Source organism: Pseudomonas sp. R38(2017), from assembly GCF_002112395.1.
GTDB lineage: Bacteria > Pseudomonadota > Gammaproteobacteria > Pseudomonadales > Pseudomonadaceae > Aquipseudomonas.
Window position 1 is genome coordinate 408,467 of sequence record NZ_NEHN01000003.1, and the last position, 22,229, is coordinate 430,695.

19 protein-coding genes are annotated in these 22,229 nt (G+C 60.8%); 15 read left to right on the plus strand and 4 right to left on the minus strand.

Annotated elements, in window-relative coordinates; translation table 11 throughout:
• Positions 1-203: 203 nt before the first annotated feature.
• The 14 genes from CAF87_RS08675 to CAF87_RS08735 all read left to right on the plus strand — a co-directional run bounded on the left by CAF87_RS08675 (position 204) and on the right by CAF87_RS08735 (position 15,478).
• Entirely contained in the window at positions 204-1,826 is a 1,623-nt protein-coding gene (locus CAF87_RS08675; protein ID WP_085729770.1) for a methyl-accepting chemotaxis protein, read from the plus strand.
• Positions 1,826-2,362, plus strand: coding sequence for a chemotaxis protein CheW (locus CAF87_RS08680; protein ID WP_085729771.1), 537 nt, complete (start codon positions 1,826-1,828; stop codon positions 2,360-2,362). The genes CAF87_RS08675 and CAF87_RS08680 overlap by 1 nt, the downstream gene beginning before the upstream one ends.
• Positions 2,359-3,636, plus strand: coding sequence for a protein-glutamate O-methyltransferase CheR (locus tag CAF87_RS08685; RefSeq protein WP_085729772.1), 1,278 nt, complete (start codon positions 2,359-2,361; stop codon positions 3,634-3,636). Before CAF87_RS08680 ends, CAF87_RS08685 begins: the two co-directional genes overlap by 4 nt.
• Positions 3,633-4,316: a chemotaxis protein CheW gene (locus tag CAF87_RS08690; protein WP_085729773.1), complete on the plus strand. Its 684-nt coding sequence runs from the start codon at positions 3,633-3,635 to the stop codon at positions 4,314-4,316. The genes CAF87_RS08685 and CAF87_RS08690 overlap by 4 nt, the downstream gene beginning before the upstream one ends.
• Positions 4,313-6,607: a hybrid sensor histidine kinase/response regulator gene (locus CAF87_RS08695; protein WP_085729774.1), complete on the plus strand. Its 2,295-nt coding sequence runs from the start codon at positions 4,313-4,315 to the stop codon at positions 6,605-6,607. The genes CAF87_RS08690 and CAF87_RS08695 overlap by 4 nt, the downstream gene beginning before the upstream one ends.
• The gene (locus tag CAF87_RS08700) at positions 6,604-7,614 is read left to right on the plus strand and encodes a chemotaxis response regulator protein-glutamate methylesterase (protein WP_085729775.1); all 1,011 of its coding nucleotides are present in this window, start codon (positions 6,604-6,606) and stop codon (positions 7,612-7,614) included. The genes CAF87_RS08695 and CAF87_RS08700 overlap by 4 nt, the downstream gene beginning before the upstream one ends.
• A gap of 48 nt (positions 7,615-7,662) precedes the next feature.
• Positions 7,663-8,664 (plus strand): PleD family two-component system response regulator, encoded by a 1,002-nt coding sequence (locus CAF87_RS08705; protein ID WP_085712805.1) that lies wholly within the window; start codon positions 7,663-7,665, stop codon positions 8,662-8,664.
• 106 nt (positions 8,665-8,770) lie between these two features.
• Positions 8,771-9,866 (plus strand): peptide chain release factor 2 gene (gene prfB / locus CAF87_RS28965; protein WP_114881547.1). Its coding sequence is split into 2 segments (ribosomal slippage): positions 8,771-8,842 and positions 8,844-9,866, totalling 1,095 coding nucleotides; the frame shifts between segments, so codons are not numbered across the junction.
• 69 nt (positions 9,867-9,935) lie between these two features.
• Positions 9,936-11,438: a lysine--tRNA ligase gene (gene lysS / locus CAF87_RS08710; RefSeq protein WP_085729776.1), complete on the plus strand. Its 1,503-nt coding sequence runs from the start codon at positions 9,936-9,938 to the stop codon at positions 11,436-11,438.
• 118 nt (positions 11,439-11,556) lie between these two features.
• Complete coding sequence (locus CAF87_RS08715; protein ID WP_085730112.1) at positions 11,557-12,261, plus strand: TetR/AcrR family transcriptional regulator; 705 nt, start codon at positions 11,557-11,559, stop codon at positions 12,259-12,261.
• 46 nt (positions 12,262-12,307) lie between these two features.
• Entirely contained in the window at positions 12,308-12,868 is a 561-nt protein-coding gene (locus tag CAF87_RS08720) for a hypothetical protein (protein ID WP_085729777.1), read from the plus strand.
• A gap of 33 nt (positions 12,869-12,901) precedes the next feature.
• Positions 12,902-14,179 carry a flavohemoglobin expression-modulating QEGLA motif protein gene (locus CAF87_RS08725; protein ID WP_085729778.1) on the plus strand — a complete coding sequence of 426 codons (1,278 nt, stop codon included), beginning with the start codon at positions 12,902-12,904 and terminating at the stop codon, positions 14,177-14,179.
• Between the two features lie 58 nt (positions 14,180-14,237).
• Positions 14,238-15,152 carry an alpha/beta hydrolase gene (locus CAF87_RS08730; RefSeq protein WP_085729779.1) on the plus strand — a complete coding sequence of 305 codons (915 nt, stop codon included), beginning with the start codon at positions 14,238-14,240 and terminating at the stop codon, positions 15,150-15,152.
• Positions 15,149-15,478, plus strand: a complete 330-nt coding sequence (locus CAF87_RS08735) for a hypothetical protein (protein WP_085697300.1) — start codon at positions 15,149-15,151, stop codon at positions 15,476-15,478. The genes CAF87_RS08730 and CAF87_RS08735 overlap by 4 nt, the downstream gene beginning before the upstream one ends.
• A 102-nt stretch (positions 15,479-15,580) precedes the next feature.
• Here the strand turns inward: CAF87_RS08735 and CAF87_RS28970 are convergent, their stop codons facing one another.
• The 4 genes from CAF87_RS28970 to CAF87_RS08750 form a co-directional block, all read right to left on the minus strand.
• Positions 15,581-17,032 carry a transposase gene (locus tag CAF87_RS28970; protein WP_139831680.1) on the minus strand — a complete coding sequence of 484 codons (1,452 nt, stop codon included), beginning with the start codon at positions 17,030-17,032 and terminating at the stop codon, positions 15,581-15,583.
• A 171-nt stretch (positions 17,033-17,203) separates the two neighbouring features.
• Positions 17,204-17,992, minus strand: a complete 789-nt coding sequence (locus tag CAF87_RS08740; protein WP_085702562.1) for an OmpA family protein — start codon at positions 17,990-17,992, stop codon at positions 17,204-17,206.
• A 55-nt stretch (positions 17,993-18,047) separates the two neighbouring features.
• Positions 18,048-18,452: a DUF4398 domain-containing protein gene (locus tag CAF87_RS08745; RefSeq protein WP_065259687.1), complete on the minus strand. Its 405-nt coding sequence runs from the start codon at positions 18,450-18,452 to the stop codon at positions 18,048-18,050.
• 365 nt (positions 18,453-18,817) lie between these two features.
• A complete protein-coding gene (locus CAF87_RS08750) occupies positions 18,818-19,162 on the minus strand; it encodes a pilin assembly protein (protein ID WP_085729780.1) in 345 nt (114 codons plus the stop codon).
• 214 nt (positions 19,163-19,376) lie between these two features.
• Here CAF87_RS08750 and ppc point away from each other — a divergent pair, with 214 nt between their 5' ends.
• A complete protein-coding gene (gene ppc / locus CAF87_RS08755; protein WP_085730113.1) occupies positions 19,377-22,007 on the plus strand; it encodes a phosphoenolpyruvate carboxylase in 2,631 nt (876 codons plus the stop codon).
• Positions 22,008-22,229 lie beyond the last annotated feature (222 nt).

Consider the following 22,229-nt stretch of genomic DNA (forward strand, 5'->3'; position numbering starts at 1 on the left):
AAGGATTTGTCGGGAATGTCCAATCCATCGCCCCTTTTTGCCATTGCGCCACTGGCACCCCGCCTACCGATTCCTTGAAAGTCCTTATCCAGAGCCTATCCCGTTTACCATCGGAAGACCTGAGCGCGGCAAACCGTCTTATAAATGAAACACCGCCCTCAGCTATACTCCCCCGCATTTCGACCTGGCCCCGAGGACTGACTGTGAAGAACTGGACGTTGCGCCAACGCATTTTGGCGAGCTTTGCGGTGATTATCGCCATCATGTTGCTGATGGTGGTCGTCTCTTACTCTCGGCTGCTGAAGATTGAAGCCAGTGAAAACAGCGTCCGTGACGACGCGATTCCCGGCGTCTATTACAGCTCGATGATTCGTGGCGCCTGGGTCGACAGTTACCTGCAAACCCAGGAACTGCTGGGGCTCAAGGAGGGGCAGGGCGTCAGCAGTGAAGATGCGGCGGACTACCAGTCCTTCGAGAAACGTCTTCAGGAGCAGATGGCCAACTACCGCAACACCGTGAGCACCGACGAGGACCGGATCGAGTTCGCCGCGTTTGAAAAGGATCACGACAACTACATGAAGATCCAGGACGCCGTGCTGGATCTGCACAAACGCAATCTGGAAGCCGATGCGGTCAAGCTGTTCAACGAAAAACTGACCCCGGCCTGGGTCGGCGGGCGCATGAAACTCAACGACATCATCGGCGAGAACAAGAAAGTCGCCGACCAGGCCATGGCCAACATCGACGACGCGGTGGCGGCAGCCAAGGTCAGCATGTTCGTCTCGCTGCTGGTGGCCGTGCTGGCCGCCGGATTCTGCGGTCTGCTACTGATGCGCGCAATCATGGCGCCGATGAATCGCATCGTAGAGATCCTCGAAATCATGCGCACCGGTGACCTCAGCAGCCGCTTGAACCTCGAGCGCAAGGATGAGTTCGGCGCGGTGGAAACCGGCTTCAACGACATGATGACCGAGCTCACCTCGCTGGTGTCCCAGGCCCAGCGCTCGTCGGTGCAGGTCACCACGTCGGTGACCGAGATCGCCGCCACCTCCAAACAACAGCAGGCCACCGCCACCGAAACCGCCGCGACCACCACCGAAATCGGCGCGACGTCCCGCGAGATCGCGGCGACCTCCCGTGACCTCGTGCGCACCATGACCGAAGTGTCCACCGCTGCCGATCAGGCCTCGGTGCTGGCCGGTTCCGGGCAGCAAGGCCTGGCGCGCATGGAAGACACAATGCATTCGGTGATGGGCGCGGCGGATCTGGTGAACGCCAAACTGGCGATCCTCAACGAGAAGGCCGGCAACATCAATCAGGTGGTGGTGACCATCGTCAAGGTCGCCGACCAGACCAACCTGCTGTCCCTGAACGCCGCGATCGAAGCGGAGAAGGCCGGCGAGTACGGTCGCGGTTTTGCCGTGGTCGCCACCGAAGTCCGACGTCTGGCGGATCAGACGGCTGTTGCAACTTATGACATCGAACAGATGGTCCGCGAGATCCAGTCGGCGGTGTCCGCCGGGGTGATGGGCATGGACAAGTTCTCCGAAGAAGTGCGTCGCGGCATGGCCGAAGTGCAGCAGGTCGGCGAGCAGCTGTCGCAGATCATTCATCAGGTGCAGGCGCTGGCGCCGCGAGTGTTGATGGTCAACGAAGGCATGCAGGCCCAGGCCACCGGTGCCGAGCAGATCAATCACGCGCTGGTGCAACTGGGTGATGCCAGCAGCCAGACGGTCGAGTCGTTGCGTCAGGCCAGTTTCGCCATCGACGAACTGAGCCAGGTGGCCGTGGGCCTGCGCAGCGGCGTTTCGCGATTCAAAGTCTGATGAGCGAAATCATCGCCAAACGCAGCGCTGCACCGGTGGCGAAGCAGGCGTTGTTCCTGCTGTTTCGCATCGGCAACGAACGCTACGCTCTGCGCGCAACGGAAGTGGCGGAGGTGCTGCCACGCCTGCCGCTGAAACCGATTGCCCGGGCGCCGTACTGGGTGGCGGGGGTGTTCGCCTATCGCGGCTCGGTGGTGCCGGTGATCGACCTCAGTGCCCTGACGTTCGGCCAGCCTGCCGAAGCGCGTACCAGCACGCGACTGGTGCTGGTGCATTACCGCGCCGACGATTCGCAACCCTCGCAATGGCTCGGCCTGATTCTCGAACAGGCCACCGACACCCTGCGTTGCAACCCGGATGATTTCCAGCCGTACGGCCTCGACAATCGTCAGGCGCCGTACCTGGGTCCGGTGCGCGAAGACGCTCGCGGCCTGGTGCAATGGGTTCGAGTCAATGATCTGTTGGACGAGTCGGTGCGCCCGCTGTTGTTCCCGACGCCGCCGCTGGATCCGGCGCGGCTTGAGGAGCAGCCATGAGCAGCGACCAGCGCTTCTTCGATTTCCTCAAGGAACGCATCGGTCTCGATGTTGCTTCGGTAGGGCCGGCGATCATCGAGCGAGCGGTGCGCCAGCGCATCATCCTGTCGCAGATGGTCACGGCCGATGAATATTGGCAAACGCTGCAAGGTTCGCGGGACGAACAGCAAGCGCTGATCGAGGCAGTGATCGTCCCCGAGACGTGGTTTTTCCGTTACCCGGAATCCTTCGCCACCTTGGGCAAACTGGCGCGCAAACGCCTGGCCGAACTGAACAACATGCGGGCGCTGCGCATCCTCAGCTTGCCGTGTTCCACCGGTGAAGAACCTTATTCGATTGCCATGGCGTTACTCGATGCGGGCCTCAAGCCCCATCAGTTCAAGGTTGATGGCATGGACGTCAGCCCTCTGTCGGTGGACAAGGCGCGGCGGGCGCTGTACGGCAAGAATTCGTTTCGCGGCCAGGAACTGGCGTTTCGCGAACTGCATTTCATGCCGGAGGACGAAGGCTATCGCCTGAATGAAAACGTGCGTGAACAGGTGCGTTTGCAGGTCGGCAATGTGCTGGATCCGACGCTGCTGGCCAGCGAGCCACCGTTCGATTTCGTGTTCTGCCGCAACCTGCTGATCTATTTCGATCAGCCGACCCAGCAACAGGTGTTTGCCGTACTCAAGCGCCTGACCCATGTCGATGGCGTGCTGTTTATCGGCCCTGCCGAGGGCAGTCTGCTCGGACGGTTGGGCATGCGTTCGATCGGGATTCCACAGTCTTTCGCGTTCAGTCGCCACAGCGATCCGCAACCCGCGCCGTTGCCAATGCCGGTTGCCATGCCGACGCCTTTGCCCGTGCGCCAGCCGGTGCGCAGCACGCCACCGCCGCCCGTGCGCAACCGGCCGTTTGCCGCTGTGACACCGTTGCCCGCCACCGTCAAAAGCCCGAATCCCGACGCCACGACCTTGCTGGCCAATATCGCCGCCCTGGCCAACGAAGGCAAAAGTGCCGAGGCCCGCGCTGCGTGCGAACAGTATCTGCGCAGCCATGAGCCGGTGGCTCAGGTTTTTTACTGGTTAGGCCTGCTCAGCGACGTCGCCGGCAGTGCTCTCGAAGCTCAGGGTTTTTACCGCAAGGCCTTGTACCTCGAACCGCAACACGCCGAAGCTTTGATGCACCTGGCCGGGTTGCTGCAGGCCCAGGGCGACACGGCCGGTGCCAGACGATTGCAGGAGCGCGCCGCCCGCAGCGGCCGCACCGCCGACAGTGAGCGTAAACGATGATCCCGTCCGACACCTTGAACGTCACCCACGAAGACGCCCGGGCCATCGACGATTGCTGGAATCGCATCGGCATCCACGGCGACAAGTCCTGCCCGCTGTTGGAAGAACACATTCACTGCCGCAATTGCGCGGTGTATTCCGCCGCCGCCACACGGCTGCTCGACCGCTATGCGTTGCAGCAGGACGAACGCGATCCGGTGGCGATCCAGGTCGAGACCGAGCTGAAAACCCGTTCGCTGCTGATGTTCCGCCTCGGCGAAGAATGGCTCGGTCTGGCCACCCACAGTCTGGTGGAGGTCGCGCCGTTGCAGGCGATTCACTCTCTGCCGCACCAGCGCTCCCGGGCCTTGCTCGGCGTGGCGAACGTGCGTGGGGCGCTGGTGGCGTGCCTGTCACTGGTCGAACTGCTCGATCTCGACGGTAGCGCCACCCCGGCGACCGGTGCGCGGATCATGCCGCGCATGCTGATCATCGCGGCCAAGGGCGGGCCGGTGGTGGTGCCGGTGGACGAAGTCGACGGGATTCACGCCATCGACGAACGAATCCTCGATGCAGCGTCGCGTTCCGGGGCGCAGGCCAGTGCCAAATACACCCGAGGCGTGTTGCCTTTCAAAGGTCGCAGCCTGCGTTGGCTGGATGAAGAACAGCTGTTGTCCGCCGTCTCCCGGAGCCTCACATGACCCCCGAGCAAATGCGCGACGCCTCCCTGCTGGAGCTGTTCAGCCTTGAAGCCGAAGCCCAGACCCAGGTCTTGAGTGCCGGGCTGCTGGCGCTGGAACGCAATCCGACCCAGGCCGATCAGCTTGAGTCGTGCATGCGTGCGGCGCACTCGTTGAAAGGTGCGGCGCGGATCGTCGGCATCGACAGCGGCGTCAGCGTTGCCCACGTGATGGAGGATTGTCTGGTCAGCGCGCAAGAAGGGCGGCTGTTCCTGCGCCCGGAGCATATCGACGCGCTGTTGCAGGGCACCGATTTGCTGATGCGCATCGCCACCCCGGCCAATGGCCCGCAACCAGCGGACATCGAGGCCTACGTGACATTGATGGGTGGTTTGCTCGATCCGGCGGCTCCGGCCGTGGTTGTCACCGCTCCGAGCGCGCCACCGATGGCCGAGTTGCAGCTTCAGCCACCGCCAGTGGTTGAGCCGACGCCCGTTGAAATCCCCGTCGAGGTAGTCGAGCCAGAGCCTGTGCCACGCAAGAGCAAACGCACTGCCGAAGGTGGCGAGCGGGTGCTGCGGGTCACCGCCGAACGTCTGAACAGCCTGCTCGATCTGTCGAGCAAATCCCTGGTGGAAACCCAGCGTCTCAAACCGCACCTGGCCACGATGCAGCGCCTCAAGCGCATGCAGAACAACGGTCTGCGGGCGCTGGAAAGTCTCAACGTGCATCTCAAGGAACATGCCCTGAGCCTTGAAGCTCAAGAGGCGCTGGAAGATGCGCGGCGACTGCTCGCTGAGTCCCAACAATTGCTGGCGGAAAAAAACGCCGAACTCGACGAGTTTGCCTGGCAAGCGAGCCAGCGCGCGCAAGTGCTCTATGACACCGCGCTGGCCTGCCGCATGCGGCCGTTCGCCGATGTGCTGTCCGGTCAGGTGCGGATGGTGCGCGACCTCGGTCGCAGCCTCGGCAAGCAGGTGCGGCTGGAGATCGAGGGCGAGAAAACCCAGGTTGACCGCGACGTGCTGGAGAAACTCGAAGCCCCGTTGACTCACCTGCTGCGCAACGCGGTCGATCATGGCATCGAAACACCGGAAGAACGCCTGCTCAAAGGCAAGCCCGAGGAAGGGTTGATCCGTCTCCGGGCCTCGCATCAGGCCGGCCTGCTGGTGCTGGAGTTAAGCGATGACGGCAACGGAGTGGATCTGGAAAAGGTCCGCCGCAGCATCGTCGAACGTCAGTTGTCACCGGTCGAAACCGCCGCTCAACTGAGTGAAGAAGAGCTGCTGACCTTCCTGTTCCTGCCGGGTTTCAGTCTGCGGGACAAAGTTACCGAGGTGTCCGGTCGGGGCGTCGGCCTCGATGCCGTTCAGCATATGGTCCGCCAGTTGCGCGGCGCGGTGGTGCTGGAGCAGAGGGCGGGTGAGGGCAGTCGCTTCCACCTCGAAGTCCCGCTGACCCTGTCGGTGGTGCGCAGTCTGGTGGTGGAAGTCGGCGACGAGGCCTACGCGTTCCCGCTGGCGCACATCGAGCGCATGTGCGACCTGGCGCCGGACGACATCGTGCAGGTCGAAGGCCGCCAGCATTTCTGGCACGAAGGTCGACATGTCGGGCTGGTTGCGGCCAGTCAGTTATTGCAGCGTCCGGCCAGCCAGAACAGCGGCGACACCTTGAAAGTCGTGGTGATCCGCGAGCGCGATGCGATCTACGGCGTGGCGGTCGAACGCTTCATCGGCGAGCGCACGCTGGTGGTGCTGCCGCTGGACGAGCGGCTGGGCAAGGTGCAGGACATTTCCGCCGGGGCCTTGCTCGATGATGGTTCGGTGGTGTTGATCGTCGATGTCGAAGACATGCTGCGCTCGGTGGACAAGTTGCTGAACACCGGGCGCCTTGAGCGTATCGCCCGCCATGGCAATCAGGCCGCAGAGGCCACGCGCAAACGGATTCTGGTGGTTGATGACTCGCTGACGGTACGCGAGTTGCAACGCAAGTTGCTGCTCAATCGTGGCTACGACGTCGCCGTCGCGGTAGACGGCATGGACGGCTGGAACGCGTTGCGCTCCGAGGATTTCGACTTGCTGATCACCGACATCGACATGCCGCGCATGGACGGCATCGAACTGGTGACGCTGCTGCGCCGCGACAATCGCCTGCAATCGCTGCCGGTGATGGTGGTGTCCTACAAGGATCGCGAAGAAGACCGTCGCCGTGGACTGGATGCCGGGGCGGACTATTATCTGGCCAAGGCCAGTTTTCATGACGATGCCCTGCTCGACGCAGTGGTTGAGCTCATCGGAGGAGCGCGGGCATGAAGATCGCAATCGTCAACGACATGCCCCTGGCGGTGGAGGCCCTGCGCCGGGCGCTGGCCTTCGAGCCGGCGCATCAGGTGGTGTGGGTTGCCAACAATGGCGCCGAAGCGGTGCGCCTGTGCGCGGAGAACACTCCGGACCTGATCCTCATGGACCTGATCATGCCGGTAATGGATGGTGTCGAGGCCACCCGTCGAATCATGGCCGAGAGCCCCTGTGCCATCGTCATTGTCACGGTCGACCGCCAGCAGAACGTGCACCGGGTGTTCGAAGCCATGGGCCACGGAGCGCTGGACGTAGTCGACACCCCGGCCCTCGGCGCCGGCAATGCCCAGCAGGCGGCCGCGCCACTGTTGCGCAAGATTCTGAATATCGGCTGGCTGATCGGCGAGAAAACCGCTCGCGCCCGCCCGGCCCAGACAATGCCGCGCAGTTCGGCGTCGCGCCAGCGGCTGGTGGCGATCGGCTCGTCAGCGGGTGGGCCGGCGGCGCTGGAAGTCTTGCTCAAGGGCCTGCCGCGCAATTTTTCCGCGGCCATCGTGCTGGTGCAGCATGTCGATCAGGTGTTCGCCGCCGGCATGGCCGAATGGCTGGCCAGCGCCAGCGGCCTGGACGTGCGCCTGGCCCGGGAAGGCGAGCCGCCGCAGGCTGGCGCAGTGTTGCTGGCCGGCACCAATCATCACATCCGATTACTCAAGAACGGCACGCTGGCCTACACCGCCGAGCCGGTCAACGAGATCTACCGCCCCTCGATCGATGTGTTTTTCGAAAGCGTCGCCAACTACTGGAACGGTGACGCAGTAGGGGTTTTATTGACGGGGATGGGACGCGACGGGGCGCAAGGGCTTAAGCTCATGCGCCAACAGGGTTATCTGACCATCGCGCAGGACCAGCAAAGCAGTGCGGTGTACGGCATGCCCAAGGCAGCCGCGGCCATCGATGCAGCCGTAGAAATCCGTCCACTGGAAAAGATAGCGCCACGATTGCTGGAGATTTTCCCCAAATGAACACGTCCATCCGCAATCCTGGCCCCCGCAGCACTCAGGTGACCGCCCATGAATGACTTACAGATCGATGACATCAAAACCGACGAGAACGCCGCCATGGTGTTGTTGGTGGACGATCAGGCGATGATTGGCGAGGCCGTGCGCCGTGGGCTGTCGAATGAAGAGAACATCGACTTCCACTTCTGCTCCGACCCGCATCAGGCCGTGGCCCACGCAGTGCGGATCAAACCAACCGTCATCCTGCAGGATCTGGTGATGCCCGGCCTCGACGGCCTGAGCCTGGTGCGCGAATACCGCAATCACCCGGCGACCAAGGACATCCCGATCATCGTCCTGTCGACCAAGGAGGATCCGCTGATCAAGAGCGCGGCGTTCTCCGCCGGGGCCAACGATTACCTGGTGAAACTGCCGGACAACATCGAACTGGTGGCGCGCATCCGTTATCACTCGCGCTCCTACATGACCCTGCTGCAACGGGACGCGGCCTATCGCGCGTTGCGGGTCAGCCAGCAGCAATTGCTCGACACCAACCTGGTGCTGCAGCGGCTGATGAACTCCGACGGCCTGACCGGGCTGTCCAATCGCCGGCACTTCGACGAGTACCTGGAGCTGGAGTGGCGCCGCTCGCTGCGTGACCAGAGCCAGTTGTCGCTGCTGATGATCGACGTCGATTACTTCAAGTCCTACAACGACACCTTCGGCCACGTCGAAGGCGACGAGGCCCTGCGCAAGGTCGCTACGGCGATCCGCGAGGCCAGCGCCCGCCCATCCGACCTGCCGGCGCGTTATGGCGGCGAAGAGTTTGCGCTGGTGCTGCCCAATACCTCGCCGGGCGGGGCACGACTGGTGGCGGAGAAGCTGCGCCAGACCGTGGCGGCGCTGAAGATTCCGCACAATGCTCCGGCCGAGGGGGCGAGCCTGACTATCAGCATCGGCCTGGCAACCATGGTGCCGGAGGCGGGCAGCGACTGCCGGTTGCTGATCTCGGCGGCGGACCGTGGCCTGTATCTGGCGAAGAACAACGGGCGCAACCAGGTGGGGATCGAATGAACCATCGGGTTCATTCGCCTCAAGAGCCGCCAGACGGGCTGCCGTGACAGCTTGATTACGTTATACTCGCCGGCTTTCAAAAGTTCGCCAACGAGTGCTGCCCGTCATGGAAATCAATCCGATCCTGAACACCATCAAGGACCTGTCCGAGCGCTCCGAATCTATTCGGGGGTATCTTTGACTACGATCAAAAGCATGAGCGTCTGATCGAAGTCAATCGCGAGCTTGAAGATCCTGCAGTCTGGAACAAACCTGAATACGCCCAGGAACTGGGCCGCGAGCGCTCGGCGCTGGCGCAGATCGTCGACACCCTGGACGAGCTGGCCACCGGCCTGGCCGATTCCCGCGAGCTGCTCGACATGGCCGTGGAAGAGAACGACGAAGGCGCCGTGAACGACGTCGTCGAAGTCCTTCAAGGTCTCGAAGAATCCCTGGCCAAACTGGAATTCCGTCGCATGTTCAGCGGCGAAATGGACCCGAACAACGCCTACCTGGACATCCAGGCCGGTTCCGGCGGCACCGAAGCCCAGGACTGGGCCAACATCCTGCTGCGCATGTACCTGCGCTGGGCCGACAAACGCGGTTTCGACGCGACCATCATGGAGCTGTCGGCCGGTGAAGTTGCCGGTATCAAAGGTGCGACCGTGCACATCAAGGGCGAATACGCCTTTGGCTGGCTGCGTACCGAGATCGGTGTGCACCGTCTGGTGCGCAAGAGCCCGTTCGACTCCGGCAACCGCCGCCACACCTCGTTCTCCGCTGTTTTCGTCTCGCCAGAGATCGACGACAAGGTGGAAATCGAAATCAACCCGGCAGACCTGCGGATCGACACCTATCGTTCCTCCGGTGCCGGTGGTCAGCACGTAAACACCACCGACTCGGCCGTACGTATCACCCACGTACCGACCAACACCGTGGTCAGCTGCCAGAACGAACGTTCCCAGCACGCCAACAAGGACACCGCCATGAAAATGCTGCGGGCCAAGTTGTACGAGCAGGAAATGCAGAAGCGCAACGCGGCGTCCCAGGCGCTGGAAGACACCAAGTCGGATATCGGCTGGGGTCACCAGATCCGTTCGTACGTGCTCGATGCCTCGCGGATCAAGGATCTGCGCACCAACATCGAACGCAGTGACTGCGACAAGGTGCTCGACGGCGACATCGACGAATACCTGGAAGCCAGCCTGAAATCGGGGCTGTAAGCTTTCACCCGACCTCAAGTCCCCCGTCCTCGGCGGGGGCAACGAACCTGTGATGGAAAATTTAAAGACATGAGCGACCAACAACTCGATTCGCAAGCCCTGCAACAGGAAGAAAACTCCCTGATCGCCCTGCGCAAGGAAAAGCTTGCTGCCGAGCGCGCCAAGGGCAATGCCTTCCCGAACGACTTCCGCCGCGACAACTACTGCGAAGCACTGCAGAAACAGTACGCGGACAAGACCAAGGAAGAGCTTGCAGAGGCTGCGATCCCGGTCAAGGTTGCAGGTCGCATCATGCTCAACCGTGGCTCGTTCATGGTGATCCAGGACATGACCGGTCGCATCCAGGTCTACGTCAACCGCAAGACCCTGTCCGAAGAAACCCTGGCCGCGGTGAAAACCTGGGACATGGGCGACATCATCGCCGCCGAAGGCACCCTGGCCCGTTCCGGCAAGGGCGACCTGTACGTCGAGATGACCAGCGTGCGCCTGCTGACCAAATCCCTGCGCCCGCTGCCGGACAAGCACCACGGCCTGACCGACACCGAACAGCGCTACCGTCAGCGTTACGTTGACCTGATCGTCAACGAAGACGTGCGTCAGACTTTCCGCGTGCGTTCGCAAGTGATCGCGCACATCCGCAGCTTCCTGATGAAGCGCGACTTCCTCGAAGTCGAAACGCCGATGCTGCAAACCATCCCTGGTGGCGCCGCCGCCAAGCCGTTCGAAACCCACCACAACGCGCTGGACATGGAAATGTTCCTGCGTATCGCGCCAGAGCTGTACCTCAAGCGTCTGGTGGTTGGCGGCTTCGAAAAAGTGTTCGAGATCAACCGCAACTTCCGTAACGAAGGCGTTTCGACTCGTCACAACCCTGAATTCACCATGTTGGAGTTCTACCAGGCTTACGCCGACTACGAAGACAACATGGACCTGACCGAAGAACTGTTCCGCGAACTGGCGCAACTGGTTCTGGGCAGCACCGACGTGCCGTACGGCGACAAGGTGTTCCACTTCGGCGAGCCGTTCGTGCGCCTGTCGGTGTTCGACTCGATCCTCAAGTACAACCCTGAGCTGACCGCTGATGACCTGAACGACATCGACAAGGCTCGCGCCATCGCCAAGAAGGCCGGCGCCAAGGTGCTGGGCTTCGAAGGTCTGGGCAAGCTGCAGGTGATGATTTTCGAAGAGCTGGTCGAGCACAAGCTGGAGCAGCCGCACTTCATTACCCAGTACCCGTTCGAAGTGTCGCCGCTTGCCCGTCGCAACGACGACAACCCGAACGTCACCGACCGCTTCGAGCTGTTCATCGGTGGCCGTGAAATCGCCAACGCCTACTCCGAGCTCAACGACGCGGAAGACCAGGCCGAGCGTTTCATGGCGCAGGTGGCTGACAAGGACGCCGGCGACGACGAAGCCATGCACTACGACGCCGACTTCGTTCGCGCGCTGGAGTACGGCATGCCGCCAACGGCCGGCGAAGGTATCGGTATCGACCGTCTGGTGATGTTGCTGACCAACTCGCCGTCGATCCGCGACGTGATCCTGTTCCCGCACATGCGGCCGCAAGCGTAAGTGTTTCAATAAAAAAGCCGCCTGAAATGGGCGGCTTTTTATTGCCTGTCTGGTACAAACGTATCAAATGGTTACTTTTGAAAAAAACAACAGAGGAAGTCCTGTCGTGATCGGTGCAATGGCTCAAGAGGGTGCAGCGGATATCGCCACTGCGGTCGCTGAAAGTGTTCAGTACCAGGGTCGCAAGGCCAGCCGACAGGGCAGCGAGCAGCGTCGGCAGGACATTCTCGATGCGGCGATGCGCATTGTCGTGCGCGACGGCGTGCGGGCCGTGCGCCACCGTGCGGTGGCGGCCGAAGCCGGTGTGCCGTTGTCGGCGACCACCTATTACTTCAAGGACATCGATGACCTGCTCACCGATACCTTTGCCCAGTACGTCGAACGCAGCGCGGCCTACATGGCCAAGCTGTGGATCAACAACGAAGGCCTGCTGCGCGAGATGGTGGTCAGCGGCGATGGCAGCCCGGAGTCGCGTTCGCAGCTGGCTGACGACATCGCCCGGTTGATGGCTGATTACGTGCACCGGCAACTGGTCAACCGCCGCGAGCATTTGATGGCCGAACAGGCGTTCCGCCAGGAGGCACTGCTCAACCCGCGACTGGCGGAACTGGTGCGTTCCCATCAGCAGATTCTATTGCAGGGCACCTGCCAGTTGTTCCAGGTATTGGGCTCCCGCGAGCCGCAGCAGGATGCCAAGGTGTTGACGGCGATTATCGGACGGATGGAATATCAGGGCCTGCTCAACGACGCCGAGCCTTTGGCCGAAGAGGACATGCTCGGCATTCTGACGCGCTATATGCATCTGGTACTCGCGTCGGTGTAACGCTCCCACAGGTCCGGTGGCGAGTTCGGTTCATAGGGAGTGTTGAATGAAAGCCTGGCGTAGCGCGTTGATCGCGCTGTCGTTCCTGCTGCTCAGCGGTTGTCTGGTGACCTTCAAGGATCCGCTGCCCGCCCGTGAGCCGGCGCCCAAGGGCCTGCTCGGCGAATGGGCGAGCACCAATGCCTGGGGCGAGCCGATGACTCTGGAGCTGACGCGCCTGGGCAATGACCGCTATCAGGCGGTCGCCTGGTTCAAGGCCCGTCCCCACGAGCGGGAAGCCTACCCGTTTACCGTATCGCGTCATGGCAATCGCTGGTATCTGTCGGCGAAGGTGCCGGCGCAGTATGGCGGGCACTTCACCATCGCCGGATTCGAGATTACCGATAAGCACGAACTGGTGATCTACAACCTCGACCTCGAACAGATCAACCAGGCCATCGCCCAGAAAACCCTCGACGGCCAGGGTTTCCAGACCGATGACGGCGAGGGCGTGCAAGTCGACAGCGCTCTCGAAAAGGTCTTTGCTTACCTCGACGACCCGGCCAACTCCGACGTTTTCGTCGAAGCGGCGCGCTATCAGCATCAGGCCAAAGCCAAAGCTAAATAATTCAGTTCGTCACGTTTTCTACAGGAGTTTCGGGTGGACGATTACCAGCAGACGATACGCACGCTGTCCGATCGCATTGTGCTGGCACAGACGCCGATCCGCGTGCTCGACGCGGTCAAGTGGGACGAGAACATTCGCAAGGGTTTCCTCAAAGCCAAGGGCAAGGAATTGCCGGCGGTGGATCGCGACTACTACCTCAACCGGCCGCTGTCCTTCGACTCAAGCAGGGTCAAGCTGGAATTCCAGAACATCGAGCGCGACATCACCCGTCAGCTCGGTCAGTTCAACCCGGTCGGCCAGATCATGCGGCGCATGTGCAAGGAATACCGGATGGTGGTGCGCATGCTCGAAGCGCGCGGCACCGAAGATTTCGGCCTGATTTCCCAGGAACTGTATGGCGCCGCGTCCGATGCATTCCACGCCGGTGACCCGACGCTGGCCGACCTCGGCCTGATGATGTCGGACTACCTGAACAACATCGACGGCCGTGGCGACTTGAAGGACGAACCGAAGATCCTCACCGCCAAGGATGCCGTGCACTTGCTGCAAACCCGTCTGAACAAAGTGTTCGGCGAGGCCGAGGAAACCATCCGCGTGTTTGAGTCCGACGGGATCGTCGCCGACGCGGCAGCGGGCGCCGACTACATCAAAATCCGCACCGACGCGATGTTCAACGACCGCGACGTGCGCGCTTTGGAAGTCCACGAAGGCCTGGTGCACGTTGGCACCACGCTCAACGGTCTGAACCAGCCGATCTGCACCTTCCTGTCCAAGGGCCCGCCCTCGTCGACCGTGACTCAGGAAGGTCTGGCGATCCTGATGGAAATCATCACCTTCGCCTCCTACCCGAGCCGCCTGCGCAAACTGACCAACCGCACCCGCGCCATTCACATGGTGGAGGAGGGCGCGGACTTCCTGCAGATCTTCGAGTTCTTCCGCGAGCAGGGCTTCGAGATGGCGGAAAGCTACGGCAACGCCAGTCGGGTTTTCCGTGGATCGACGCCGACCGGTCTGCCATTCACCAAAGACTTGTCCTACCTCAAGGGCTTCATCATGGTTTACAACTACATTCAGTTGGCCGTGCGCAAGGGCAAGCTCGAGCAGGTTCCGCTGTTGTTCTGCGGCAAGACCACGCTTGAGGACATGCGAACCCTGCGTCAGCTGGTGGACGAAGGCCTGGTGGTGCCGCCCAAGTACCTGCCGGAGCAGTTCCGTGACATGAATGCGTTGTCGGCGTGGATGTGCTTCTCCAACTTCCTCAACCACTTGAGCCTGGACCGGATCGAGGCGGATTACTCCAACATCCTGTAGGCCCATTGATCATTCCCGCGCTGCGCGCGGGAATCCGAACCTTGCGAGGTTTCACCGGATGAGACTCCTCGGCATCCTCTGCCTGCTCCTGACCCTCGGCGGTTGCAGTTCTTTGCTGTTCTACCCCGAGCCGGGCCAGATATTCACCCCGGAGAAGGCCAAACTTGAATACCGCACCGTCACCCTGACCACCGCCGACGGCCTCAAGTTGAACGCGTGGTGGCTGCCGGCCAAACCCGGCGTCGAGGTCAAGGGCACGGTACTGCACCTGCACGGTAACGGCGGCAACCTGCCGATGCACCTGGGTGGCAGTTGGTGGTTGCCGAAAAACGGTTATCAAGTGTTGTTGGTGGACTATCGCGGTTACGGTCTGTCCGAGGGCGAGCCGAGCCTGCCGGCGATCTATAAGGACATCGACGCGGCGTTCGCCTGGCTGGACAAGGCGCCGGAAGTCAAAGGCAAACCGTTGATCCTGCTCGGTCAAAGTCTCGGGGGGGCGATGGCGGTGCATTGGTTGGTGCAACATCCGGAAAGACAAAAACAGCTCAAGGCTTTTGTGCTCGACGGGGTTCCGGCCAGTTACCGCAGCGTCGGTCAATACGCCCTCAGCACCTCATGGATGACCTGGCCATTCCAGGTTCCGCTGTCGTGGCTGGTGCCGGACAGCGACAGTGCGATCAACTCGATGCCGCAGCTCAAAGGCGTACCGAAACTGATCTTCCACAGCATCGACGATCCGCTGGTGCCTCTTTCCAACGGCATCCGCCTGTATCAAGCTGCGCCGCCGCCCCGGGTCCTGCAATTGACCCGCGGTGGCCATGTGCAGACTTTCGGCGACCCGGTGTGGCGTCAGGTCATGCTGCGTTACCTCGACGATCCCGAGCATTTCAACGGCTTGCGCCGCCTCGGCGAGATCCCGAATTATCCGACACCTCCGAATTCTGAAGACGAACCACCAGAGAGTCCGCAATGACTGAAGAACGCAACGCCATCCCGCTGATCATCACCGGTATCTGCAGCATCCTCGGCACCGTCGGTGCCCTGTGGTGGTATGGCTACCTGCACTTCGCCAAACCCGAGGATGCGTTGCTGCTCAACGAATTCACCATGCTCAAGACCATTCCCGGCGAAGACTACAAAGTCTCCCTGGAGCCAGCGGCGCAAGTGGCGCAGTGCATTGATGGGGTGTTGGTGTTGTTTGATACCGAGCAAAAGGGGCTGACTGGCGTGCTGGTCAACGACCGCAAGAAAGCCGTGCGGTGCATGGGGCAGGAGACGCCGCAGAAGCTGGCGCAGTAAAACAGGGTCTGTACGGGCGCCTTCCCTTTTTCAGATGAAAAATCAGGAGGCGCCCGTGTTTTTACAATGCTGCTTACAAAGAACAGTTGGCGAATTGGAAGCTCAAGGGGCTACGTCAAAAGATCCTATTCTTGGTGGTGCAAAGGTACTGCTTACCTGATGATATATAACTGCAATATATTTCCCTGGTGATAAATGAGGGAAGTTAGTTTTCCAGTTACCTAGCGCATCAGCGATGACTGTTAGTTCATGAGAGGTATTTTCACCGCTTTTTTGGTAGGAGATCTTTGTTGTTGCGCCAGGAATACCCTTCCCTGAGAAATTAATCGGATTTGGAGCAGCTGGCCCCTCTAAGGCCGGGGATGTAATTTTGGGTAACGGAAGTGGTGATGTGCATTTAGGCGCCGTCTCATGATTTACAGCGACGGCAATTGTCGCACCCTGCGAATCTGCACTACATGTTGTAACGGTGATACCTACCCCTGGATCTCTTAGAGTCTTGCCGGGGAGTAATGTCGGATCATCCGTCGTGGCTGTTTCCGGTGTGCCATCGAGCTGGGTGTTTAAAACTGTGCCCCCCATCGTGGTGTATCTCACCCAAACGCCGTTTACCCGGTTATCGGTTGCAGGAAAATTATCGAATGGAGTGGGTTTTCGGTATTCCAAAGCCAATTGTGCCGGAGTGGTTTCAGGTCGATTGATGAGATAAAGCTGAGGTCCGGCATCGCCCAGTTTTGCCAAGCGATAAAGGCCGCTGCGTTCGATGACTGCCACCTGTGAGTTGTCCAGCCATCCCGAGTACCACCGATTGTTGGCGGGATAGAGGGTTCCACCCCCAGAGACAGAGTCACCACTGTCGCCATAGCCAATCACCGCACACTCAATGGGGGCCATTTCCAGTGGGGCTAATACGGTATCGCCGTGTTTTGGGCACTTGATGTAGGTGCTTCCATGGCTGTATCCAAGATTGTGCCCGAATTCATGCTTGTAAACGTGAGGGCCTCCCGATTGTCCATATACACCAATGAATTTCCCGGGTGTCCAGGCTGAAGCTGACCCGCCACAGTCAATTACGCTGATGCGGTAATCGTAGTTATTAGCGTCCAGTCCATGCGCCTGCGCGGCTTTTATCCCCTCTGAATCTGCCAGGTTAATCGGCATTGGTGCCGAGTCTCCGGGTTTGAATGTGCATAGTTCAGGGCGAGGGCCGGATGTATGCTCAATGATCTGTCCGGTGAGTGTGAGCTTTCCGTTCGAGGCTGCGTGAATGTAAGCCGGCAGTGCGTTGGGATCCGTAGAAACTGTATGTTGCCTGATCAATGGAAAATCCAGAGCGTCGCCATCCTGCCAATGGGTTACGGTGACCAGTAGTGTTTTGGTTCCCACTACCGGACGCTGATTGACTTCCGGTTCAGGCAATGGAACCTCATTTGGGATGGAATCTCGTTCGTCATACCCAAAATCATTTGCAGTTGAGGCGTTCGATGGTGGTGCTACGCAGCCTGCAACGAGCATGGCTGCACACAGTGTTGTCAGAAAGGCCCGAGTTCGCATGGTAACGCTCCTTGATTTCCAGCATTTGGTTTGGAGCTAAAGTGTTACGCGCACTCATTTGTTTCGCCTACTGTTATAAATGACAGGTCAAGACGAGTGGTAGTCAATCTCCGCTGCAAAAAAAAGCCCCGTCGGAGCAGATCCGGCGGGGCTTTCATGTTGCTTCGCGAATTATTTGGCGCTAACCGCCGAACGCGGCATCACTGGCTGGTTGTCGTTGGAAATGGTCACTTCCACCCGACGGTTCATTGCACGGCCCGAAACGCTGCCGTTATCCGCCACCGGGTATTCCTTGCCATAGCCCTGAGTCACGATGCGCGACGGATCGACGCCCATCTTGATCAGTGCGACCTGTACGGAAGTGGCACGACGCTCGGACAACGACTGGTTGTAGTTCGCCGAACCGGTGCTGTCGGTATAACCCTCGACGATCACTTTGCGATCAGGGTTTTCCTGAAGGAACTGCGCCAGTTTATTGATGTTCACCAGACCGCTGGATTTCAGATCGGCCTTGTTGGTGGCGAACAGCACGTCACCGAAGGTCACTAGCGTACCGCGATCGGTCTGTTTGGCGTTGAGGCTGTCCTGAAGCTGTTTGATCTGCTGATCGCGAGCGTCCAGACGGGCCTGGGCACGTTGGGCGGCGGCGTTCTTCAGGTTGTTTTCAGCAGTACGCAGGGCGATGGTCTGCTTGGCTACTTCCACGCGCTGGTTGGTCAGGTAGGCCAGTTGGTCGACCTTGCGCTGATCTTCCTTGTCCAGATAAGCCTTGTCTGCCTTGTCCAGATAATCACTGGCGTCCTTGGTTTCCAGCGCCGCGACTTTGCTGGCCTGCGGGTTGGCCTGCAGGCCGGCGTAGTTGGTGCGCGCCTGTTCCAGATTCGGGTTCGGCGGTGTCGAGCAGGCAGCCAGGGCAACGCTTGCGGCCAGAAGAGCGGGGATCATCAGTTGTTTACGCATAATCGTTCGTCCTTTCTATCGATAAGAGTTTCAGCCTTGCGATCGGGATGCGCGCTTACTGAACAGTGCGCTGACTTTCCTGACGCAGTTCCTGAACACCTTTCTGGGAATCCTTCAGAGCCTGTTCGGCTTTCATCGCCTGAGCCTTGCGTTCGGCAACCCGGGCATCCCACTCGGCTTGTTCGGCGAGCGTGCGGGCTTCGTCATACTTCTTGTCGTGCATGGCGATTTCGGCTTGTTTGAGCTTGTCCTGAGCCTGCTTCATTTCCACGGCGGCGAATTCGGTGCCGCCGGCGCTGACCGCGCTGTTGACCGCCGATTGAGTCACTGCGTATTGCTCGGTCGGTGGATTGCCGGCGCAACCGGCCAGCACGAAGCTGGTGCCGATGGCCAGGGCGGCCAGTTTCAGACCGCGCAGGTGGGAGAACGAGGTTTGGGTCTTCATGGTCTTCAACTCCATTGGTTAACTCCTTGGAAGCTTCGAAATCCATCCTGGTAGCGGAGCCGCAACCGTCATGTTCAAGTGCGTTTTGAAACGCTCGTTCCAGGCTTGGTTACCTGTTCCGACCGAAGGCATTTTTTAAAAGTTCAGAAAAGATGGCCCATCGCCAAAAAATATTTTGACCGAATGGACAGGGCTCTAAACCGGGAACTTTGGCGGGGAAGAGTGGTACGCGCGGGCGAAAAATGGCGCAAAAGCGGAGGGGGAACAAAGTCCATGTGGGAGCTGGCTTGCCAGCGATGAGGTCATCAAATTCAACACATTTGCGGCTGAACCAGCGCCATCGAGGGCAAGCCATTTTCCACAGTTTGAAGTGTCAGAGATCAGTGTTTTTGCTTGCCGGCAGCCGTCGACAGGTCCTGCAGATGCCGCCGCGACAACGCGAGAAAACGCGGCGTCGGGCCAACGTCTTCATACAGCGGATCACCTTCCTCGTCGGTGGCAACCACGGTCGAACCTTTCACGTACGGCAGGCTCGCCTCGAACTCTTCAAGCGCCGCGCCGATCAGTTCGCCTAGCAGTTCTTCGGCATGGCGTTTGGGGTACATCTCGGCAATCGCCGCCAGGCGTGCGGCGGCCTCCACATCCAGATGAATCGTGTAGCCGGTGTCGGTCAGGCGACCCTTGGCGGTTTCTTCCCAATGCTGGGCGAGTTCACGGATTTTCATAATGACCTCATGTCGCACCTGCTCGTGGCAGGTCTGGGTGAGTATCCGCCGTCAGCCGGCGGCAAGCCGTTGTGCGGCTTACTGTTGAGACTAGCTTCAGGGCGCAAGGTTTAAAGTCCCTTCGTCGTCTGCTTGTAAGAAGCGTCCCAGAGCGGCACTCTCTGTCCATCCACTCACTTGCGATCCGTCACCGATTACTGCTGGAGAGATGCTGATGACCGATATTGATGCACGCTTGCGCGAAGACGTTCACCTGCTCGGTGAACTGTTGGGCAACACCATCCGTGACCAGTACGGCGAGGCGTTTCTCGACAAGATCGAGCAGATTCGCAAGGGCGCCAAGGCTGACCGGCGCGGCTCGATGGACGCCGAACTCAGCGCCAGCCTCAATCAATTGAGCGAAGACGAGCTGCTGCCGGTGGCGCGGGCCTTCAACCAGTTTCTCAACCTGGCGAACATCGCCGAGCAGTACCAGCTCATTCATCGCCGCGAAGAGTCGCAAGCCGCACCGTTCGAATCCCGCGTACTGCCGGAATTGCTCGCCCGTTTGCGTGAGGAAGGGCACAGTGCCGACTCCCTCGCCCGGCAGTTATCGCGGCTGGAAATCGAACTGGTGCTGACCGCGCATCCGACCGAAGTGGCCCGGCGCACGCTGATCCAGAAGTACGACGCGATCGCTGCGCAACTGGCCGCTCAGGATCACCGCGATTTGACCAGTGCTGAACGCCAGCAGATCCACAACACATTGCAACGCTTGATCGCCGAAGCCTGGCACACCGAAGAAATCCGCCGAACCCGGCCGACTCCGGTGGACGAAGCCAAGTGGGGATTTGCGGTGATCGAGCATTCGCTGTGGCAAGCGATTCCCAACCATATGCGCAAGGCCGATCAGGCGCTTTTCGCCGCCACTGGCCTGCGTTTGCCGCTGGAAGCTGCGCCGATCCGCTTCGCTTCGTGGATGGGCGGTGACCGCGACGGCAACCCGAACGTGACTGCCGCAGTGACCCGCGAAGTATTGCTACTGGCACGCTGGATGGCGGCGGATCTGTACCTGCGGGATGTCGATCACCTGGCCGCCGAGCTGTCGATGCAGCAGGCCAGCGAGGCGCTGAAGGCCAAGGCCGGTGACAGCGCCGAACCCTATCGCGCGGTGCTCAAGCAATTGCGCGAACGCCTGCGCGCCACGCGCAACTGGGCCCATGCCTCCTTGACCGCAACTACCCCGGCACCGGCCGATGTGTTGCACAACAACCGCGACCTGCTCGATCCGCTGGAGCTGTGCTATCACTCGCTGCACGAATGCGGTATGGGCGTGATCGCCGACGGACCGTTGCTCGATTGCCTGCGTCGGGCCGTGACCTTCGGTCTGTTCCTGGTGCGCCTCGATGTGCGTCAGGATTCGTCGCGACACACCGCCGCCATGACCGAAATCACCGATTACCTCGGCCTCGGTCGCTATGAAGACTGGGATGAAGAACAGCGCATCAGCTTCCTGACCCGTGAACTGCAAAATCGTCGGCCGTTGCTGCCGGCGCATTTCAGACCCTCGGCCGACACCGCCGAAGTGCTCGCCACCTGCAAGGAAATCGCCGCCGCGCCGGGGGCTTCGCTGGGTTCCTATGTGATCTCCATGGCCGGCGCTGCCTCCGATGTGCTGGCGGTGCAACTGCTGCTGAAGGACTCTGGTGTGCTGCGGCCGATGCGCGTGGTGCCGCTGTTCGAAACTCTTGCCGACCTCGACAACGCCGGCCCGGTGATCGAGCGCCTGTTGCTGCTGCCGGGTTACCGCGCACGTCTGCAAGGTCCGCAGGAAGTGATGATCGGTTATTCCGACTCGGCCAAGGACGCCGGCACCACTGCAGCGGCCTGGGCGCAATACCGGGCTCAGGAGCGACTGGTGGAAATATGTCGCGAGCAGCAAGTCGAACTGCTGCTGTTCCACGGTCGCGGTGGCACCGTGGGCCGTGGCGGCGGCCCGGCTCACGCGGCGATTCTGTCGCAGCCGCCGGGTTCGGTGGCCGGGCGGTTCCGCACCACCGAGCAGGGGGAAATGATTCGATTCAAATTCGGCCTGCCGGACATCGCCGAGCAAAACCTCAATCTCTATCTGGCTGCCGTGCTCGAAGCGACTTTGCTGCCACCGCCACCACCGACGCCCGAATGGCGGCATTTGATGGATGAACTGGCTGCTGATGGTGTCAGCGCCTACCGTGCCGTCGTACGGGAAAATCCGCAGTTCGTGGAGTATTTTCGCCAGTCGACGCCGGAGCAGGAGTTGGGGCGTTTGCCGTTGGGCAGCCGTCCGGCCAAGCGCCGCGCCGGTGGCATCGAAAGCCTGCGGGCGATTCCGTGGATCTTCGGCTGGACCCAGACGCGCTTGATGCTGCCTGCGTGGCTGGGTTGGGAAACCGCGTTGAGCAAGGCGCTGGAGCGCGGCGAAGGCGAATTGCTGGGGCAGATGCGCGAGCAGTGGCCGTTTTTCCGAACTCGCATCGACATGCTGGAGATGGTGCTGGCCAAGGCAGATGCCGACATTGCGCTGTCCTACGACGAGCGACTGGTTGAGTCGGACTTGTTACCTTTGGGTGCGCACTTACGCGACCTATTGTCGCAGGCATGTTCCGTGGTCCTCGGCCTGACCGGTCAGTCGCAGCTGCTGGCACATAGCCCGGACACCCTCGAATTCATCCGTCTGCGCAACACCTATCTCGACCCGCTGCATCTGTTGCAGGCCGAACTGCTGGCGCGCTCGCGGCAGCAGAATGTCGAGCAGGGCAGCCCGGTAGAACAGGCGTTGCTGGTGTCTGTGGCGGGGATTGCCGCCGGTTTGCGAAATACCGGCTAAGGTTTTCTGCGTGGGGCAGGGCACCCGGGGCAAGCGTCGGGTGCCGTTTATCGAGCGTGGGAAAAATGCGGGCAAGCGACAGTTAATGATGGGGTTGCGACTTGGGGGACCGCGTCGCAAAGTCGCGGCAGGCGCGGGTTTCTCCGACTTTTGGCGTCTTGTGTGGGCGCAGCCTGCTGTGTATCTTGGTCAGCCTCTGGCCGTTTGGGCGGTCACGACCCT

Excerpts from the sequence above, each read along its gene's own strand:
- CAF87_RS08730 (WP_085729779.1), top strand. The coding sequence starts at position 14,238 with ATGAGACTCCTCGGCATCCTCTGCCTGCTCCTGACCCTCGGCGGTTGC.
- CAF87_RS08750 (WP_085729780.1), bottom strand. The coding sequence starts at position 19,162 with ATGAAAATCCGTGAACTCGCCCAGCATTGGGAAGAAACCGCCAAGGGT.
- CAF87_RS08745 (WP_065259687.1), bottom strand. The coding sequence starts at position 18,452 with ATGGAGTTGAAGACCATGAAGACCCAAACCTCGTTCTCCCACCTGCGC.
- CAF87_RS08705 (WP_085712805.1), top strand. The coding sequence starts at position 7,663 with ATGAATGACTTACAGATCGATGACATCAAAACCGACGAGAACGCCGCC.
- ppc (WP_085730113.1), top strand. The coding sequence starts at position 19,377 with ATGACCGATATTGATGCACGCTTGCGCGAAGACGTTCACCTGCTCGGT.
- CAF87_RS08715 (WP_085730112.1), top strand. The coding sequence starts at position 11,557 with ATGGCTCAAGAGGGTGCAGCGGATATCGCCACTGCGGTCGCTGAAAGT.
- CAF87_RS08680 (WP_085729771.1), top strand. The coding sequence starts at position 1,826 with ATGAGCGAAATCATCGCCAAACGCAGCGCTGCACCGGTGGCGAAGCAG.
- CAF87_RS08720 (WP_085729777.1), top strand. The coding sequence starts at position 12,308 with ATGAAAGCCTGGCGTAGCGCGTTGATCGCGCTGTCGTTCCTGCTGCTC.
- lysS (WP_085729776.1), top strand. The coding sequence starts at position 9,936 with ATGAGCGACCAACAACTCGATTCGCAAGCCCTGCAACAGGAAGAAAAC.
- CAF87_RS08695 (WP_085729774.1), top strand. The coding sequence starts at position 4,313 with ATGACCCCCGAGCAAATGCGCGACGCCTCCCTGCTGGAGCTGTTCAGC.
- CAF87_RS08700 (WP_085729775.1), top strand. The coding sequence starts at position 6,604 with ATGAAGATCGCAATCGTCAACGACATGCCCCTGGCGGTGGAGGCCCTG.
- CAF87_RS08740 (WP_085702562.1), bottom strand. The coding sequence starts at position 17,992 with ATGCGTAAACAACTGATGATCCCCGCTCTTCTGGCCGCAAGCGTTGCC.
- CAF87_RS08690 (WP_085729773.1), top strand. The coding sequence starts at position 3,633 with ATGATCCCGTCCGACACCTTGAACGTCACCCACGAAGACGCCCGGGCC.
- CAF87_RS08685 (WP_085729772.1), top strand. The coding sequence starts at position 2,359 with ATGAGCAGCGACCAGCGCTTCTTCGATTTCCTCAAGGAACGCATCGGT.
- CAF87_RS08735 (WP_085697300.1), top strand. The coding sequence starts at position 15,149 with ATGACTGAAGAACGCAACGCCATCCCGCTGATCATCACCGGTATCTGC.
- CAF87_RS28970 (WP_139831680.1), bottom strand. The coding sequence starts at position 17,032 with ATGCGAACTCGGGCCTTTCTGACAACACTGTGTGCAGCCATGCTCGTT.